This window comes from Pseudomonas sp. Fl4BN1 (assembly GCF_009908285.1).
Classification (GTDB): domain Bacteria; phylum Pseudomonadota; class Gammaproteobacteria; order Pseudomonadales; family Pseudomonadaceae; genus Aquipseudomonas.
In genome coordinates, this window is record NZ_JAAARM010000031.1 from 63,305 (window position 1) to 79,055 (window position 15,751).

Genomic DNA, 15,751 nt, shown 5'->3' on the forward strand with positions numbered 1-15,751 from the left:
GGTTGCAGTCTAGAGTGGTTTTTTTCATGGATTAACGTGCTAATAGGCAACCTTTGGTTTTCAAGTGGAAACAATCCATGAGCGAGATGGATGACCTGGCGGCGTTTGCGGTGTTGGTCGAGGCCGGCAGCTTTACCCTGGCCGCCCAGCAATTGGGTTGCAGCAAGGGCCAGTTATCCAAGCGCATCAGCGCCCTGGAGGCGAGGTTCGCCGTGGTGCTGCTGCAGCGCACCACCCGTCGCCTGGACCTGACTGCTGCGGGTGCGGCGCTATTGCCCCAGGCCCAGGCCTTGGTGGTTCAGGTCGAGCGGGCGCATCAGGCATTGGCCCGGCTCAAGGACGACATGGCTGGGCCGGTGCGGCTGACGGTGCCGGTGTCGCTTGGAGAAACCTTTTTCGACGGCCTGCTGCTGGAGTTCTCCCGGCATTACCCTGACGTGCAGATCGAGCTCGACCTGAGCAACGGCTACCGTGACCTGGCCCGGGAAGGTTTTGACCTGGCAGTACGCTCGGACGTCGCCAACGATCAGCGCCTGGTAGCCCGGCCATTGCTGGCCTGGCATGAAATGACCTGTGCCAGCCCGGCGTACCTGGAGCAGTACGGCGAACCGCAGACGCCCAGGGCGCTGGCCGAGCACCGCTGCCTGCTCAACAGCCATTACAGTGGGCGCGAGGAGTGGTTGTATCACCAGCGTCACGAACTGCTGCGGGTACGTGTCTCCGGGCCTTTCGCCAGCAACCACTACAACCTGTTGAAGAAGGCCGCCCTGGTGGGTGCGGGTATCGCCCGGTTGCCGTCCTATGTGCTGCACAGCGAATTGGCGGACGGCCGCCTGCGCTGGTTGTTGCGTGATTACCAGACCCGCAGCATGCCGATGTACCTGGTGCACCCTTACCAGGGCGGCCTACCCAAGCGTACCCAGGTACTGGCCGACTACCTGATGGATTGGTTCCGCCGCAGCGGCGAGGCCCTGGATCGCTTGTAGCCCGCGGTGACTGGTGCTGCTCTGCGTGCCACGTCTTGAGGCTTGGCATTGCCGCGGGCTCGGGCTCGGGCTGGGGTTGGCTAACCCTGAGTTCGCCCCGTTTCCGAATGCGCCCTTGGCCTCTAGCGGCCTGCGGCAGCAGCAACAGGCAGCGTTTCAGCCACAGCTATGGCGCGTGCCGATAGCGACGGGCAAGCAGATGATCGAGGGACAATACGCCCGGGCCACGGGCCAGCAACAGCAGGAAGATCGCCGCCCAGGTGCCGTGGGTCGGGTAGGCATCCGGGTAGACGAACAGCTGGATGGTCAGTGTCATCCCCAGCAGCGCCAGGGCGGAAAAGCGCGTGGCCAGGCCCAAGAGGATCAGCATCGGAAAAAAATGCTCGGCAAAGGCCGCCAGGTGCGCCGCCACTTCCGGCGCCAGCAGGGGCACGTGGTACTCGCTCTTGAACAGGGGAATGGTCGAGTCCGCCAGGTGCGGCCAGCCCAGCTGGAAGGTGCCGTCGACCAGGTCGATGGCCAGCCCCTCGACCTTGGTCTGTCCGGATTTCCAGAACACCGCGGCAATGGAAAAACGCGCGATAAAGGCGATGAGGCTGTAGGGAATACGCTCAAACCCTTGAATGATCCGATTCACCAGTCCGGCAATGGGCGTATGTGTCTGGGTGTTCATGGTCAGGCCTTCTTGTGGGGTTGCAGGTCAATGACGGCGCCGTGGCCGAGCAGCAGGCCCAGGCACTGGCCCAGGTCAAAGTCGGCTTGGGCATCCAGGGCATAAGCGGCGGCGATTTCAAGCGGCCATTGGTTGTGCAGGCTATCGATGAAGGCCATGCAGCCAGCGTCGACTGCGATCACTTCGACCTCCAGGGCGTTGCGCAACACCAGCACGTACTGGCTCTGTTGCAGGTTGAACTGCGGCCATTGGCCGTCGCCCTGATGGGCCGCCCACAGGTTCACCACGGCGTAGCTTGAATGCAGGGTGCGCAATGACGGATGCAGTTGCAGGCGCGATTGGCCAAGGCTCTCCGGCTGGCTCATCGCCGCCAGCAGGCGTGCCGGCTCCAGCGGTTGGGCATCGGCGGCGTGATAGGCCTCGACTCGCAGTCGTTCAAGCCGCGCGACATCGGCCAGATAGGGCAGGGCCGCAGCGGCAGCGAAGCCCTGGATAAAGTCGCCAAAGTCCTGGCCATAGTCATTGAGCAAGGGGCTGCGGGGGGCGAAGTCCTGCACATAGAGCCGTGCCATGGCGTTGAAGAAGTCCTCGCCCACCAGTTGCATCACCACCGGGTAGGACTCTGCCAGGGCGTTGATCAATGAGCCTTGCACGTTGTTGCGGTAGACCGCGAAGCGGCTCGCGGGGTCGGCGCCGTTGCTGCTGCACAGGCCCGGCGGGCAGCTCGGGTCGGCGCTGAGCAGGGCCCTGGCAAATTGCGCCTGGCCGCTCATGGCTGCACCTGGGCACTGAGCAGCAAGGCTTCTGCTTGACAGGCTTCGGCCTGGAGGGTGGCAAAGGTCGGTATCCGGTTATCCCGTTCGATCAGGGTGGCCATGGGCCCGATGCGCTCCAGCACCTGTTGGTACAGGTTCCAGACCGCGCGATCCACCGGGGCGCCGTGATCGTCGATCAACAGGCGATCACCGAGGTTGTCCTGGTCTTCGGCGAATCCCGCCAGATGGATTTCGCCCACCACCTGCAATGGCAATGCCTGCAGGTAGGCCAGGGGATCGCGCTGGTGATTGATGCAGGACACATAGACATTGTTGACGTCCAGCAGCAGGCCGCAGCCGCTACGCTGGATCACCTCGCGGAGGAAATCGGTCTCGTCCAGGGTCGAGCGCTGAAACTGCAGGTAAGTGGCCGGATTTTCCAGGAGCATCGTTCGGCCCAGGTGGTTCTGCACCTGGTCGATGTGTTCGCAGACCCGGCGCAAGGTCGGCATATCGTAGGCCAGGGGCAATAGGTCATTGAGAAACACCGGGCCGTGGCTGGACCAGGCCAGGTGTTCGGAAAAGCACTGGGGTTGATAGCGTTTGATCAACACCGCCAGCCGATCCAGGTGTTCGCGGTCCAGGGGACCTTCGCCACCGATGGACAGGCCGACGCCGTGCAGCGATAGCGGATAGCGCTCGCGGATCAAACCCAGGTAATGATGAAAGGGGCCGCCCGCCACCATGTAGTTCTCGGCATGCACCTCGAAAAAGCCGATTTCGGGCCGCTGCTCGAGTACTTCCTTGAAGTGCTCGGTCTTGAGCCCCAGGCCTGCACGAGGCGGCAGGCTCAAGGCACAGGCCTGAGTGTCGTGGCGGGGATGTTGGGACTGGGCGGTGTTCATCATCGACACTCAGGCAGGCGCAGGATCAGGACTTGGCTTTGAAGGCTTCGAGCTGGCCGAAACCTGTGGGTGAGGTGCTGCTGGCGGTTTTATCGCAGGTGCCTTTGGGCACCAGTTTCCAGGAGTTGGCCTGGTCGTTGACCTTGGAGGTCCCGGCGCAGGTAGTGCCGGCGCCTGCGGCGCAATCGTTCTTGCCTTTCATGGCCACGCCGAAGCATTTCTCCATGTCGTCGGCGGCATGGACGGTGGTGGAGACGGCGGCGATGCTCAGGGCGGAACCCAGGGCCAGGACCAGGGCGGTGGCGGACAGGGTGCGAGTAGTGCTCATGATGTTTCTCCAGAGTGGGTCGGTTAAGGAAGCATTCTTGCTTGCTTACCCCTCTAGAGAAGGCTAGGTGGTATTCGTTACAGCGCACGGCAGATATTTTCCCGGAAATAGCGTGGGAGCCGGTCCCGGGATAAAAAAACGGCCCCGAAGGGCCGTTTTTTCCAACGCGGGTGCTTATCCGCCCAGGTAGGCTTCGCGCACCTTCGGATCGGTCAGCAGCGACTCCCCCGTGCCTTGCATGACGACCCGGCCGTTCTCCAGCACATAGGCGCGGTCGGCGATCTTCAACGCCTGGTTGGCGTTCTGCTCCACCAGGAACACCGTCACGCCATCACGGCGCAACTGCTCGATGATGTCGAAGATCTGCTGGATGATGATCGGCGCCAGGCCCAGGGACGGTTCGTCCAGGAGCAGCAGCTTGGGTTTGCTCATCAACGCACGGCCAATGGCGAGCATCTGCTGCTCACCACCGGACATGGTGCCGCCACGTTGTGAGAAACGCTCCTTGAGCCGTGGAAACAGCCCCAGGACCTTGTCCATCTGCTCTTGATAGTCGCCCTTGTCGGTGAAGAAACCGCCCATGGCGAGGTTCTCCTCCACGGTCAGGCGGGCAAACACTCGGCGGCCTTCCGGTACCACGGCAATGCTCTTGCGCATGATCTGCGCCGAAGTTTGCCCCACCAGCTCTTCACCCAGGTAGCGGATGCTGCCGCTGTGGGCCTGGGGTGAACCGCAGAGGGTCATCAGCAGGGTGGACTTGCCGGCGCCGTTGGCACCGATCAGGGTGACGATCTCGCCTTGGCGGATCTCGACGTTGACGCTGTGTAACGCCTGGATCTTGCCGTAGTAGGTGGAAACGTTTTCGAACTGCAGCATTTACGCTTCCCCCAGGTAGGCTTTGATCACTTCAGGATTGTCGCGGATCTGCTCCGGCGTACCGTCAGCCAGGGGCGTGCCCTGGTTGATCACGACGATATGGTCGGAAATGCTCATGACCAGTTTCATGTCGTGTTCGATCAGCAGCACGGTGACGTTGTGTTCTTCACGCAACATGCTGATCAGCGCTTTCAGGTCCTCGGTTTCCTTGGGGTTCAGGCCGGCGGCCGGTTCGTCGAGCATGAGGATCCGCGGGCGGGTCATCATGCAGCGGGCGATTTCCAGACGGCGCTGCTGACCATAGGCCAGGGTGCCGGCGGGACGGTTGGCGAATTCCCGCAGGTTGACCTTGTCCAGCCAGTAGCCGGCGTACTCCATGGCCTCATGTTCGCTCTTGCGGAACGCCGGGGTCTTGAACAGGCCGGAGAGGAAGTTGGTGTTCAGGTGACGATGCTGGGCGATCAAGAGGTTCTCGAGCGCGGTCATGTCCTTGAACAACCGCACGTTCTGGAAGGTCCGCACCACGCCTTTGCGGGCGATCTTGTGGCCAGGCAGGCCCTGGATCGGCTCGCCGTCCAGGAGGATGCTACCGGCGCTTGGCTGGTAGAAACCGGTCAGGCAGTTGAATACTGTGGTCTTGCCGGCACCGTTCGGGCCGATCAGCGCCACCACTTGTTTTTCCTTGACGGTCAGGGCCACGCCGTTGACCGCCAGCAAGCCGCCGAAGCGCATGCTCAGGTCCGTTACTTTGAGGATCTCACGGCTCATTTGCGCAGCTCCATGTGAGGACGTTGCATGGGCAGCAGACCTTGAGGACGCCAGATCATCATCAGCACCATCATGGCGCCGAACATCAACATGCGGTACTCGCTGAATTCACGCATCATTTCCGGCAACAGGATCATTACCGTGGCGGCGAGAACGACGCCCAGTTGCGAGCCCATGCCACCCAGCACGACGATGGCGAGGATGGTCGCCGACTCGATGAAGGTGAAGGACTCCGGTGTCACCAGTCCTTGGCGCGCGGCGAAGAAGCTGCCGGCGAAACCAGCGAAGCAGGCACCCAGGGTAAATGCCGAAAGCTTGATAATGGTCGGGTTCAACCCCAGCGCCCGGCAGGCGATTTCGTCTTCACGCAGCGCTTCCCAGGCACGCCCCAATGGCATGCGCAGCAAACGGTTGATAACGAACAGTGCGAACAGCGCCAGCAGCACCGCAATCAGGTAAAGGAAGATCACCTTGTTGATAGGGTTGTAGGTCAGGCCGAAGTACCCGTGAAACGTCTGCAAGCCCTCGGCAGCGGTTTTATCGAAGGTCAGCCCGAAAAACGTTGGCTTGGGAATGTTACTGATGCCGTTCGGGCCACCGGTAATGTCGGTCAGGTTACGCAGGAACAGACGGATGATTTCACCGAAGCCCAGGGTCACGATCGCCAGGTAGTCACCGCGCAAACGCAAGACCGGGAAGCCCAGCAGGAAGCCGAAGGTGGCGGCCATCATCCCGGCGATTGGCAGGCAGATCCAGAAGCTCAGACCGTAGTAGTGCGACAGCAGCGCATAGCTGTAGGCGCCGACGGCGTAGAAGCCGACATAACCGAGGTCAAGCAGACCGGCCAGACCGACGACGATGTTCAGGCCGAGGCCGAGCATCACGTAGATCAGGATCAGCGTGGCAATGTCCACTGCACCGCGGGAGCCGAAGAACGGCCAGACCAGGGCACCAATGATCAGCGCAATGATGATCCAGCGTTGGGTGCCTGGCAGGCTCAGGAAGGTACTGGCCCTGGCCGGGATCATCGGCATGCTTGGCGAGGATTTCCACGCTGCGCTGATCTTCTGGTCGAACAGCACCCGCAGGAACATCAGCACCGAGCAGACGGCGATGGTGATCAGCGTGGCGTTGCTGGTGCCATGCACTTCGAGGTTGATGCCGACGATGGTCAGTTTCAGACCGAGTACCGGGTAGGCCACGGCCCACACCAGCAAGGCGCTGAACAACGCCTGTTTGAGATTCCTAGTCATACTTTTTCAACCTCCGGGCGGCCCAGCAGGCCGGTAGGCCGGAACAACAGCACCAAAACCAACAGGCCGAACGCTACAACATCCTTGTACTGGTCACCGAACACGTCGGCGCCAAAGGCTTCGGCCACCCCCAGCACCAGCCCGCCGAGCATCGCGCCCGGGATACTGCCGATGCCGCCCAAGACCGCTGCGGTGAAGGCCTTGAGGCCCACCAGGAAACCGGCGTTGGGGTTGATCACTCCGTATTGCATGCTCAGCAGCACAGCGGCGATGGCCGCCAGTGCAGCGCCGATCACGAAGGTCAGGGCGATGATGTTGTTGGTATTGATCCCCAAGAGGTTGGCCATCTTGATGTCCTCGGCACAGGCGCGGCAGGCGCGACCCAGGCGAGAGCGAGAGATGAACAACGTCAGGCCGAGCATGGCGACCAGGGTCACCACGAATACCACGATCTGCATGTAGGAAATCAGCACTTCATGTGCACCGCCTGGCCCGATGGAGATGTTGCCCGGGATCAGGTTGGGGATGGATTTGTCCTTGGAGTCTTGCGCCAGCAGAACGGTGTTCTGCAGGAAGATCGACATGCCGATGGCAGAGATCAGTGGGATCAGGCGGTTACTGCCACGCAACGGGCGGTAGGCGATCCGTTCGATACTGTAGCCATAGGCACTGGTGACGACGATGCTCGCGATGAAGGCTGCGGTCATCAATAGCGGGACACTGTCGAGTCCCATCATGGCCAGCCCTGCGATGGCGATGAACGCCACATAGGAACCAATCATGTACACCTCGCCGTGGGCGAAGTTGATCATTCCAATGATGCCGTAAACCATCGTATAGCCGATGGCGATCAAGGCATACGTGCTGCCAACGGTGAGACCGTTAACCAGCTGTTGGAAAAAGTGATAGAGGTCAGGCATTACAACGCTCCTAAAAACCTGATACGCATTTCACTGGTGGAGTCATTTTCCCGCCCAGACCCCGTGGATCTGCACCCACTTCGGGCTGGGTTTTGCCAGCGAACCGCTGATGACGGTTTTGAGATTTTCAGGTGGGGAGGCTCCCGGATCACGGGAGCACGGCCCATACATTCGTAAAACAAAGCCCACGGCGAGCCGTGGGCTTTATTGGCAGTCAGTCAGGCCGCGCCTTACTGAGGGGAAACTTCGGTTTTAGGTTTGCCGAAGTGCCACTCGTAGACCACGAATTTGAAGTCTTTCAAGTCACCCTTGGCGTCGAAGCTCAGGTCGCCAGTGGGGGTCTTGAAGGTGCCGGCGTGGATGGCTTCAGCCACCTTGGCCGGGTCTTCGCTCTTGGCGCTGGTGATGGCGCCGGCGATGACTTCAACGGCGGAGTAGGAAGGGAATACGAAAGGACCGCTCGGGTCTTCTTTCTTGGCCTTGAACGCGTCAGCCAGGGCAACGTTGGCCGGGTCCTGGTCGAAGGATTTGGGCAGTGTCACCAGCAGGCCTTCGGAAGCATCCTTGGCGATCTGCGAAATGGAGTCGTTACCCACGCCTTCCGGACCCATGAACTTGGCTTTCAGGCCTTTTTCCTGGGATTGACGCAGGATCAGGCCCAGCTCCGGGTGGTAGCCGCCGTAGTAGATGAAGTCGACGTTGGCCTGCTTGAGCTTGGCGATCAGCGAAGAGAAGTCCTTGTCGCCGGCGTTGATGCCTTCGAACACGGCAACCTTGGTGCCTTTCTTCTCCAGGGTCTGCTTCACGGCGGTGGCGATGCCTTCACCGTACTGTTGCTTGTCGTGCAGCACGGCAACCACTTTGGGCTTCACGTGGTCGGCAATGTAGTTACCGGCGGCAGGGCCCTGGGCGCTGTCCAGGCCGATGGTGCGGAACACCATCTTGTAACCACGGGCGGTGATTTCCGGGCTGGTGGCGGCCGGGGTGATCATCACCACGCCTTCGTCTTCGTAGATGTCGGAAGCGGGTTGAGTGGAGCTGGAGCACAGGTGGCCGACCACGAACTTGACGCCATCGTTGACCACTTTGTTGGCGACGGCCACGGCTTGTTTCGGATCACAGGCATCATCGTATTCAACGGCTTCAAGTTTCTTGCCGTTGACGCCGCCCTTGGCGTTGATCTGCTCGATGGCCATTTTCGAGCCACTGAACTGCATGTCGCCGTACTGGGCTACCGGGCCGGTCTTGGGGCCGGCGATACCGATCTTGATGGTGTCAGCTGCGAACGAATGGCTGGCAACTCCGGCCAGGACCATAGCGGCAAACAGTTTGGAAATCTGCTTAGTAGCCTTATTCATAGTGCTCCACTCTTGCTGTTGTAATTTTTATAGTTCCGGCGGCCTTGGTCGCAGAACCGAGTCAGATAACTCTCGTATATCCGTCGGAAATGCCCCTGGCAACTGTACCGGTACAGTGTAGAGCGCCGGTTGTTCGCTTGAAAAGCTGACTGCTGGGGGCAAAAACGCGGAGTGTCGCTTAATTGAAAGAAAAAGACAGATTTGCGGCGTGGCTTGCGCCCGGTTCGACGTCAGTTCCTGGCGCTTCTGAGCTTCTCGATCGGTGATGCGGTTGCTTCTGGGTTTTTCTGCCAGACCACCGACGTTATGATTGCGCCGATTTCTTTTCTGGACAGTCCCATGATTCAAGAACCTAGCACCCTCTATGCCAAGCTGCTTGGCGAGACCGCATCTATCAGTTGGAAGGAACTGGAGCCGTTCTTCGCCAAGGGTGCCCTATTGTGGGTCGATACCGACCTGGATCTGATCGAGGCGGCCCAGGCCGTGGCCGAGAATCAGGCGGAAAAAGTGGCGGCCTGGCTGGCCCAGGGAAAGGTCGAGAAACTGTCTGCGACGCGGGCATCCGATCTGCTGGAACGTGATCCGACGCTGTGGGCGGTGGTGGTTTCGCCCTGGATTATGGTCCAGGAAAGGGCACCCAGCTAAGGGTGTGCACCGATAAGGGGCGTGATTTTGTCGGACAAAAGTGTGTAGCCGAGTAACCGTGAATCCAGTGATGGCATCTTGCCGTGGAGAAAGGCCCCACAAGGGTTTCAGCCAAGGTGACGTTCACGGAAGGGGCACAGTTTCAAGCCTGTCCGACGAGCTGCTTAATTGTTTCCTGGTGTAAGCAAATTGACCGTTCGCCGGCAAGCGGAACGCCGCCCGGCCGCTCCTGCACGTTAGGGAACTCCCCTACACGTGCAGGAGCCGGCTCGCCGGCGAAGCCCTTCTTAATGGTCGGTCTTGCCCGTGTGGCTATTGAGGGAGATGACCCGGGTCTTGCCGATGCGGTGACGGTAGATTTCCCGCAGGTACTTGATGGCCTTCTTCACGCAATCGCGGGACAGGCGGATGTCGTTGATCGAGACGAACTTGTCCTTGTCGTTGATCAGCTCGCGGTACTTCTTCTCGTACATCGGTTTGATCGCATACCAGTTGGTGTCGAGGATCTTCGCCGGGTTCTCGAACTCATTGAGCAGGTCGTCGATGCGGTCTTCATCGAAATGCTCGCTGACGATGAAGTCCAGGACCGAGTTGTCCAGGGTGTCATCGAAGCGGTACGGGTTACGCGCAAAGCAACGCTTGATAAAGGCCACGATCAGGGTCAGGAAGTCGTCCGACAGGCATGGGCTCTTGGCGATCAAGGTGGTCAGCGACAGGTTGGCCGACGCACCAATCACCAGCGCATAGCGCTTGAGCGTGGTGTTGGGGAACAGGCTGTTGAGGTGGGTCTTGAGCCGGTTCAGGTCCATGTAGGACAGCTTGTAGTCCTTGGGCAACGAGACGATGCAGACCACCGACGAGCAGTTTTTGAAGAAGTGCAGGTCATGCAGGGCCGCGGCGTCGTAGCCTGAGGCTTTGTATTGGTCCAGCGCCGCGCGATATCGCGTCGATTCGATCGGCAGCAGGCTGATGCCCTCGATGGCCTGGGTCACCTTGTTGAAGTGCGGCAGGTCGATGGAGCGGAAGAACAGGTCATCGATGTTCAGGCGCTGCGGCTCTTTCTCGAACACCTTGAACTTGTCGCCGGTCGGCACGGGCGTTTCCGGGACCACGGACTCGGCGTAGGCAATTGCCACAGGGCCTGCCAGGCTCATGAACAGGTCGTTGGCGTCCAGGCGGATGGTTTCGCCGATGTCGATGCCGGCACGCCGGAAGTAGTTCTGGTCGTAGTCGGTGGTCACTGCTTGGGCGGTGAGGATGTTGAAGATCTGCTGGGAGATGTACTGGTTGGCGTGCTTCTCCATGGCGTTGACGTCGATGTTCTGGATGTTGCCGTCATCGCTTTCTTCGGCGTAGCGCATGATGTCGTTGGAAATCAGCATCATCGCGTTCCATGGGCGGATACGCCCCATGACGCTGGCTTCGCTGCTGTCTTCATTGTCGAAGTTGTAGGAGAAGTCCCACTCTTCCGAGAGGTACTTGCACAGCAGGCGCCCGGCGTTGATGTGCAGTGCCTCGGACATTTCACTGCGGTGGTCCGAGATGTTCGGCAGCACGCAGATGCCGCTGGTGAAGATCGGCTCGAAGACGAAGGAGTGACCGCTCTTGCTGTCGTGCTCGTCCATCGGCTTGGTGTCGAACGTCTTGTTCATGTACGAGTACTGCTGGGCCAGGCCGAATTCCGAAGCCATGCCCGAGCCGGTGCCGCCGCCGGCACTGAAGATCGAGAAGTACAGGCGCGATTGGTTGGCCTTGATCCCGCAGGAGTCGATCAGGTACGAGTGGATCATCTTCCAGTCGGGGCTGGAGAAGCGCTGGGTGTCCTTGTTGAGGATGATCTTGGCCAGGTACTGGCCGAGGATCGGCGCGTTACCGGCGCCGCCGGCGTGGACTTCCGAGAGGTCCATGATCTTCATTTTGCTGTAGTCGCGGATGAAGCCGCTTTTTTCACCCTTGCGCGAGAAGCGGATGCGCCCGGCAATGTCCTTGTCCAGGTCGCCGAGCATCACCAGCGGTTCTACCAGGAACACCGGTTTGCTGGCCTTGTTCTGGCCCAGGCGCAGGTTCTGGCGGATCCACTGGCCGGGGCTGTAGCCGCCGCTTTCGTAGGACTTGTCTTCGTTATTGAATTCGTTGAGGTAGAACTTGCGGGCGTTGTACACCAGCTCCGCTACATCCAGGGCGATATTGGAACCACAGCGACCGAGGCCGATCAGGCACACCGACGGGAACTCCTGGTCGCGGCGGTTTTCCTGCTCGGCTTCCAGGTGCAGAGGCTGCGGGAACACGCTGTCGCGCAGGCCATCGAGGTTGTCGAGGATGCGGTCAGTGTTGGTTTCGGTGAAGTACAGGTACTGCTGGGTCGACAAGGGGCGTGAACTAGACAATGGCTTCGTATCTGAGGGGCTTGAGGTAGGGGAGGTCAGCGTCATCTCGGAGACTGCGTTGGCAGGATTGTTTTTAGAAGTCATTGTGCGCCATATGCCTGGTCAGGTTGGCTCGCGGACGAGGTGCCGTCGAACCATCACGGAATGGGACCTCGCCTCTGCGTGGAGCGCGAATTTTACCCAAGGCGTCAGGGTGTCGTCTGAGCGTCGCTCGGGGGAATCCTTTCCTGAATCATGATGAATCGGCCAGTATTCGGTGATCTTTAATCAAATGAGGGCAATATGATGTCAGCGTTACCTTCGCTCGGGTTTGCCGGGATCGGCCTGATGGGACTGCCCATGTGCCGGCGTCTGCTGGCTGCGGGCTATTCGCTGGTGGTCTGGAACCGTAACCCGGAGAAATGCGCGCCCCTGGTGGCCGCCGGAGCGCGACAAGTCGCCACACCGGCGCAGCTCTGCGAGCACGCGGATCTGGTGCTGCTGTGTCTGGCCAATACCGAGGTGGTGCGCGAGGTGGTGTTCGGGGTCGAGGGTGTTGCCCACGGCGCCCGGGCCGGGCAATTGCTGCTGGACCTGTCCAGCCTGGAACCCACCGCCACTCGGGAAATGGCCGCCGAGTTGGCGCGCCGCAGTGGCATGGGCTGGGTCGATGCTCCGGTTTCCGGCGGCACTCCGGGCGCCGAGTCCGGCAGCCTGGCGATCATGGTGGGCGGTGAAGCGGCGGATCTTGATCGGGTTCGCCCGGTACTGCTGGCCCTAGGGCAACAAGTGACGCATATGGGGGCGGTGGGCGCTGGACAGGTAACCAAGGCCTGCAACCAGATGATCGTTGCCTGCAATGCCCTGGTAATTGCCGAAGTGGTGGCCCTGGCCGAGCGCTCGGGAGTCGATGCGCGATTGCTCGCCGAGGCCCTGGCCGGAGGCTTCGCTGATTCCAAGCCGTTGCAGATCCTCGCCCCACAAATGGCCGAAAGCCGTTTCGAACCGGTTAAGTGGCATGTGCGAACCCTGCTCAAGGACCTGGATGGCGCGGTGAAGTTTTCCCGCGAGCAAGGTTCGGCGACGCCGATCAGCGGGTTAGCTGCACAGTTGATGCGTCTGCATGGTGGGCAGGGCTATCTGGAAAAAGATCCTGCAACCCTGGTTCAGCTCTATCGGGCCCCGGCATCCGCGGACTGACGGCGATAGTGGCATGACGCTGGTCGAGTTCATTGAGCACCTCGCGCAGGTCTTGCAGCGGCACTGGGCGACTGAGCAGGTAGCCCTGCAGGTAGTCGCAGCCGTAGCGTTCGAGAAACTGCTGCTGTTCCAGGGTCTCGACCCCTTCGGTGACCACCTGCAGGTGCAGGGTGTGAGCCATGACGATGATCGCCTGGACGATCTCCATGTCCTGGGTCGACTTGGGGGTGTCCTGGATGAACGAACGATCGATCTTCAGGGTATTCAGGGGCAGGCGCTTGAGATAGGCCAGGGATGAATAGCCGGTGCCGAAGTCATCGATCGACAGTGACACCCCCAGGCCGCGAATCTGCTTGAGCAGTGTCAGGGTGCTGGAGATGTTGCCCATCAGGGCATTTTCCGTGACCTCCAGCTCCAGCCTTTGCGGTGCTACCTGGGCATTGCGCAGGGCGCTCTCGATTTCGCCGGCGAGGTCTTCGCGGGTCAGGTTCAAGGCTGAGCAGTTGACCGCGATTTTCATTTCGTCGCGACCGTTGCGCGACAGAAAGGCCAGGTCCTCGCAGGCCTTGCGCAGTACCCAGTTATCCAGTTCGGCGATCAATCCGTTGGCTTCGGCGATGTTGATGAAGCGATCTGGGGTCAGCAGCCCGTGTTGTGGATGCTGCCAGCGAATCAGCGCTTCGAGCTTGGTGACCCTGGCACTCTTCAGGTCATAGATCGGTTGGTAGTACAGCAGCAGCCCTTGGTCATCGCGCAGGGCGTTGCGCAGTTCCTCTTCCAGTTGCAGTTCCAGGGTGGCACGGGTCTTCAGGTTGGAGCTGAAGAAGTGCAGGTTGTTGCGCCCGGCATCCTTGGATTGATACAGCGCCAGGTCGGCGTTCTTCAGGAGTTCTTCGCAGGTCTTGCCATCGTCGGGGAAGACGCTGATGCCGATGCTGCTGGTCATCACCATGCGCCGTCCCCCCAACTCAATCGGCTCCTTCATCTTCTGCATGATGCGCTGGGCCATGTGCCGGGCTTCTTCACGGTCATACAGGTTGATGAGGATGCAGAACTCATCGCCGCCCAGGCGTGCCACCACGTCTTCATGGCTGCGGGTGGAGCTCTTGATATGCCCGGCAATGACCTTGAGCAGTTCATCGCCGGCATCGTGGCCGAGGCTGTCGTTGATGCGCTTGAAGTGGTCGATATCGAGGAACATCACCGCGAGCATGCCGCCGAAAGTGATTTTTTCCATCAGCTTTTCTGCAAACAGCTGGTTGAAGCCGCGGCGGTTGATCAGGTTGGTCAGGGCGTCGTAGTGGGCTACCTGCTGCAGCGATACCCGGGCCTGGTCGAGTTGCGAGAGCAGGGCGTTGACCCGGCGCAGGTCGTGCTCCTTGAGTTGCAGCTTCTTGTCCGCCAAGGCCGCGCTGATGCCACTGCCAATGATCAACAGGCTGATTACGCTGAGGGTCAGTCCCAGTTGCAGGTGTCCGTTGGGCACCACTGAAGCGGGCAGGCTGCCGGCGGGCAGTACCAGGGTCATGGACCAGACCCCGGTGAAGTGCATGAGTACGATGGCACCGCCGAGCACTAGGCTACTGGCGTACTTGAGCAACTGATGGAACATTCCGCTGCCGTCGCTCAGGTATCGGGACAGCAGCAGCGCCGCGAGGCTACAGCCGATTGCCACCAGCACCGACAGCCCCATGAGCAACGGCTCGTAGTACAAGCTGGCGCTGGAGCGCATGGCTGCCATGCCCACGTAGTGCATGGTGCAGATGCCCAGCCCGATCCATACCGCAGCGACGCCATAACGCCACCATGGCAATCGGGCATGGCTCAGGGTGTTCATCGCCAACCAGGCGGCGATCAGCGCGATCAGTAGGGACAGCAGGGTCAATGGCAGGTCGTAGTGAATCTCCAGAGGCGCCTCGAACGCCAGCATGGCGATGAAGTGCATGGACCAGATACCGCCAGCCAGGCTGCAGGCGCCCACCCAGCGCCACAGGCGTTGGCTGGCTGGCCGCTCGACGTGGCTGACCCGTTCGGCCATATCCAGGGTGGCGAAGCTGGCGGCGCAGGCCACCAGATAAGCCAGCAGCACCAGAACCGGGTTGTGGGTGCAATGGAGAATCACCTGACCGGTGTCTGGAAGCTCGGTAATGAAATGCACACCCAGCCAATCCATAGCACGCCCATCTCTGAGTCATCTGGTGTCGGCGCAGCGACGCGCCAATGAGTGTTTGCAGTATAGAAGGCACCCGGTGGCTGCAATGGGAGGTGGCATTTTGGTTCTAATGATTTTCTTATGAACCTTATCGCTAGGAGTGCTAAGCGCTTTCCTCGTACCAGGGTTCGATGTCCACAGGCTCCAGGGGTGCCAGGCCAAAGGCGGCGCGAGCGGCGTCGCAGTCGCTGTTGTGCTGGCCGTCGACCCAGGAGGCTTCGAACTCCCGGCACGGACTGGAGCGCTGTTCATAGATCGAGCAACTGACGCCGGTGCCGACCTCGCCTTCCAGGGAAATGCAGCGCGGCGATTTGCAGTCGGTGCCGAGCATCGCTACTCGAGTGGGGCTGATGCTCTGCACCAGATCATCAGGGACCGTGCCACCGGATGAGGCGCATTCGCCCCAGAAAAAAGACACACGAAAGTATGAACAGCAGGCACCGCAATTCAGACACGGACTGGCTTCGGACATGGGCGGATTCGATAGGGGGAGGGATGGGTAAGGG

The 15,751-nt window shown here is 60.5% G+C and carries 15 protein-coding genes; 3 read left to right on the top strand and 12 right to left on the bottom strand.

The genetic code is table 11. From position 1 onward, the window contains the following. Window positions 1-77 precede the first annotated feature (77 nt). Complete coding sequence (locus GV818_RS26575) at window positions 78-986, top strand: LysR family transcriptional regulator (RefSeq protein WP_161777946.1); 909 nt, start codon at window positions 78-80, stop codon at window positions 984-986. A gap of 166 nt (window positions 987-1,152) precedes the next feature. On the opposite strand, the gene GV818_RS26580 is transcribed toward GV818_RS26575, so the two are convergent. The 9 genes from GV818_RS26580 to GV818_RS26620 form a co-directional block, all read right to left on the bottom strand. Beyond that, the gene (locus GV818_RS26580) at window positions 1,153-1,659 is read right to left on the bottom strand and encodes a DoxX family protein (protein ID WP_161759474.1); all 507 of its coding nucleotides are present in this window, start codon (window positions 1,657-1,659) and stop codon (window positions 1,153-1,155) included. Between the two features lie 2 nt (window positions 1,660-1,661). Beyond that, a complete protein-coding gene (locus tag GV818_RS26585; RefSeq protein WP_161777947.1) occupies window positions 1,662-2,432 on the bottom strand; it encodes an HvfC/BufC N-terminal domain-containing protein in 771 nt (256 codons plus the stop codon). Further along, on the bottom strand, window positions 2,429-3,319 hold the full coding sequence (bufB, locus tag GV818_RS26590) for an MNIO family bufferin maturase (RefSeq protein ID WP_161777948.1): 891 nt from the start codon (window positions 3,317-3,319) through the stop codon (window positions 2,429-2,431). Before bufB ends, GV818_RS26585 begins: the two co-directional genes overlap by 4 nt. Before the next feature lie 25 nt (window positions 3,320-3,344). Further along, on the bottom strand, window positions 3,345-3,647 hold the full coding sequence (locus tag GV818_RS26595; RefSeq protein WP_161759471.1) for a BufA1 family periplasmic bufferin-type metallophore: 303 nt from the start codon (window positions 3,645-3,647) through the stop codon (window positions 3,345-3,347). 174 nt (window positions 3,648-3,821) lie between these two features. Next, on the bottom strand, window positions 3,822-4,523 hold the full coding sequence (locus tag GV818_RS26600) for an ABC transporter ATP-binding protein (protein WP_161759470.1): 702 nt from the start codon (window positions 4,521-4,523) through the stop codon (window positions 3,822-3,824). Then, window positions 4,524-5,291 (bottom strand): high-affinity branched-chain amino acid ABC transporter ATP-binding protein LivG, encoded by a 768-nt coding sequence (gene livG, locus GV818_RS26605; RefSeq protein ID WP_161759469.1) that lies wholly within the window; start codon window positions 5,289-5,291, stop codon window positions 4,524-4,526. Continuing rightward, on the bottom strand, window positions 5,288-6,544 hold the full coding sequence (locus tag GV818_RS26610; RefSeq protein ID WP_161759468.1) for a high-affinity branched-chain amino acid ABC transporter permease LivM: 1,257 nt from the start codon (window positions 6,542-6,544) through the stop codon (window positions 5,288-5,290). The genes livG and GV818_RS26610 overlap by 4 nt, the downstream gene beginning before the upstream one ends. Beyond that, window positions 6,541-7,464, bottom strand: coding sequence for a high-affinity branched-chain amino acid ABC transporter permease LivH (gene livH / locus GV818_RS26615; protein WP_161759467.1), 924 nt, complete (start codon window positions 7,462-7,464; stop codon window positions 6,541-6,543). The genes GV818_RS26610 and livH overlap by 4 nt, the downstream gene beginning before the upstream one ends. A gap of 230 nt (window positions 7,465-7,694) precedes the next feature. Then, a complete protein-coding gene (locus tag GV818_RS26620; RefSeq protein ID WP_161777949.1) occupies window positions 7,695-8,822 on the bottom strand; it encodes a branched-chain amino acid ABC transporter substrate-binding protein in 1,128 nt (375 codons plus the stop codon). Between the two features lie 339 nt (window positions 8,823-9,161). Between GV818_RS26620 and GV818_RS26625 the strand changes: the two genes are divergently transcribed. Further along, the gene (locus tag GV818_RS26625; protein WP_161759465.1) at window positions 9,162-9,467 is read left to right on the top strand and encodes a DUF2288 domain-containing protein; all 306 of its coding nucleotides are present in this window, start codon (window positions 9,162-9,164) and stop codon (window positions 9,465-9,467) included. A gap of 287 nt (window positions 9,468-9,754) precedes the next feature. Here the strand turns inward: GV818_RS26625 and GV818_RS26630 are convergent, their stop codons facing one another. Further along, the gene (locus GV818_RS26630; protein WP_161759464.1) at window positions 9,755-11,938 is read right to left on the bottom strand and encodes a hypothetical protein; all 2,184 of its coding nucleotides are present in this window, start codon (window positions 11,936-11,938) and stop codon (window positions 9,755-9,757) included. Between the two features lie 198 nt (window positions 11,939-12,136). On the opposite strand from GV818_RS26630, the gene GV818_RS26635 reads away from it, so the two are divergent. Then, complete coding sequence (locus tag GV818_RS26635; RefSeq protein ID WP_161777950.1) at window positions 12,137-13,033, top strand: NAD(P)-dependent oxidoreductase; 897 nt, start codon at window positions 12,137-12,139, stop codon at window positions 13,031-13,033. Here GV818_RS26635 and GV818_RS26640 read toward each other — a convergent pair. Both GV818_RS26640 and GV818_RS26645 read right to left on the bottom strand, forming a co-directional pair. Beyond that, window positions 12,924-15,206 (bottom strand): putative bifunctional diguanylate cyclase/phosphodiesterase, encoded by a 2,283-nt coding sequence (locus GV818_RS26640; RefSeq protein WP_161777951.1) that lies wholly within the window; start codon window positions 15,204-15,206, stop codon window positions 12,924-12,926. The two genes, GV818_RS26635 and GV818_RS26640, sit on opposite strands and share 110 nt — an antisense overlap. A gap of 142 nt (window positions 15,207-15,348) precedes the next feature. Further along, on the bottom strand, window positions 15,349-15,717 hold the full coding sequence (locus GV818_RS26645; RefSeq protein WP_161759461.1) for a YkgJ family cysteine cluster protein: 369 nt from the start codon (window positions 15,715-15,717) through the stop codon (window positions 15,349-15,351). Window positions 15,718-15,751: the final 34 nt, after the last annotated feature.

Excerpts from the sequence above, each read along its gene's own strand:
- GV818_RS26640 (WP_161777951.1), bottom strand. The coding sequence starts at position 15,206 with ATGGATTGGCTGGGTGTGCATTTCATTACCGAGCTTCCAGACACCGGT.
- GV818_RS26625 (WP_161759465.1), top strand. The coding sequence starts at position 9,162 with ATGATTCAAGAACCTAGCACCCTCTATGCCAAGCTGCTTGGCGAGACC.
- livG (WP_161759469.1), bottom strand. The coding sequence starts at position 5,291 with ATGAGCCGTGAGATCCTCAAAGTAACGGACCTGAGCATGCGCTTCGGC.
- GV818_RS26600 (WP_161759470.1), bottom strand. The coding sequence starts at position 4,523 with ATGCTGCAGTTCGAAAACGTTTCCACCTACTACGGCAAGATCCAGGCG.
- GV818_RS26630 (WP_161759464.1), bottom strand. The coding sequence starts at position 11,938 with ATGACTTCTAAAAACAATCCTGCCAACGCAGTCTCCGAGATGACGCTG.
- GV818_RS26585 (WP_161777947.1), bottom strand. The coding sequence starts at position 2,432 with ATGAGCGGCCAGGCGCAATTTGCCAGGGCCCTGCTCAGCGCCGACCCG.
- GV818_RS26645 (WP_161759461.1), bottom strand. The coding sequence starts at position 15,717 with ATGTCCGAAGCCAGTCCGTGTCTGAATTGCGGTGCCTGCTGTTCATAC.
- GV818_RS26610 (WP_161759468.1), bottom strand. The coding sequence starts at position 6,544 with ATGACTAGGAATCTCAAACAGGCGTTGTTCAGCGCCTTGCTGGTGTGG.
- GV818_RS26575 (WP_161777946.1), top strand. The coding sequence starts at position 78 with ATGAGCGAGATGGATGACCTGGCGGCGTTTGCGGTGTTGGTCGAGGCC.
- GV818_RS26620 (WP_161777949.1), bottom strand. The coding sequence starts at position 8,822 with ATGAATAAGGCTACTAAGCAGATTTCCAAACTGTTTGCCGCTATGGTC.
- bufB (WP_161777948.1), bottom strand. The coding sequence starts at position 3,319 with ATGAACACCGCCCAGTCCCAACATCCCCGCCACGACACTCAGGCCTGT.
- GV818_RS26635 (WP_161777950.1), top strand. The coding sequence starts at position 12,137 with ATGATGTCAGCGTTACCTTCGCTCGGGTTTGCCGGGATCGGCCTGATG.
- livH (WP_161759467.1), bottom strand. The coding sequence starts at position 7,464 with ATGCCTGACCTCTATCACTTTTTCCAACAGCTGGTTAACGGTCTCACC.
- GV818_RS26595 (WP_161759471.1), bottom strand. The coding sequence starts at position 3,647 with ATGAGCACTACTCGCACCCTGTCCGCCACCGCCCTGGTCCTGGCCCTG.
- GV818_RS26580 (WP_161759474.1), bottom strand. The coding sequence starts at position 1,659 with ATGAACACCCAGACACATACGCCCATTGCCGGACTGGTGAATCGGATC.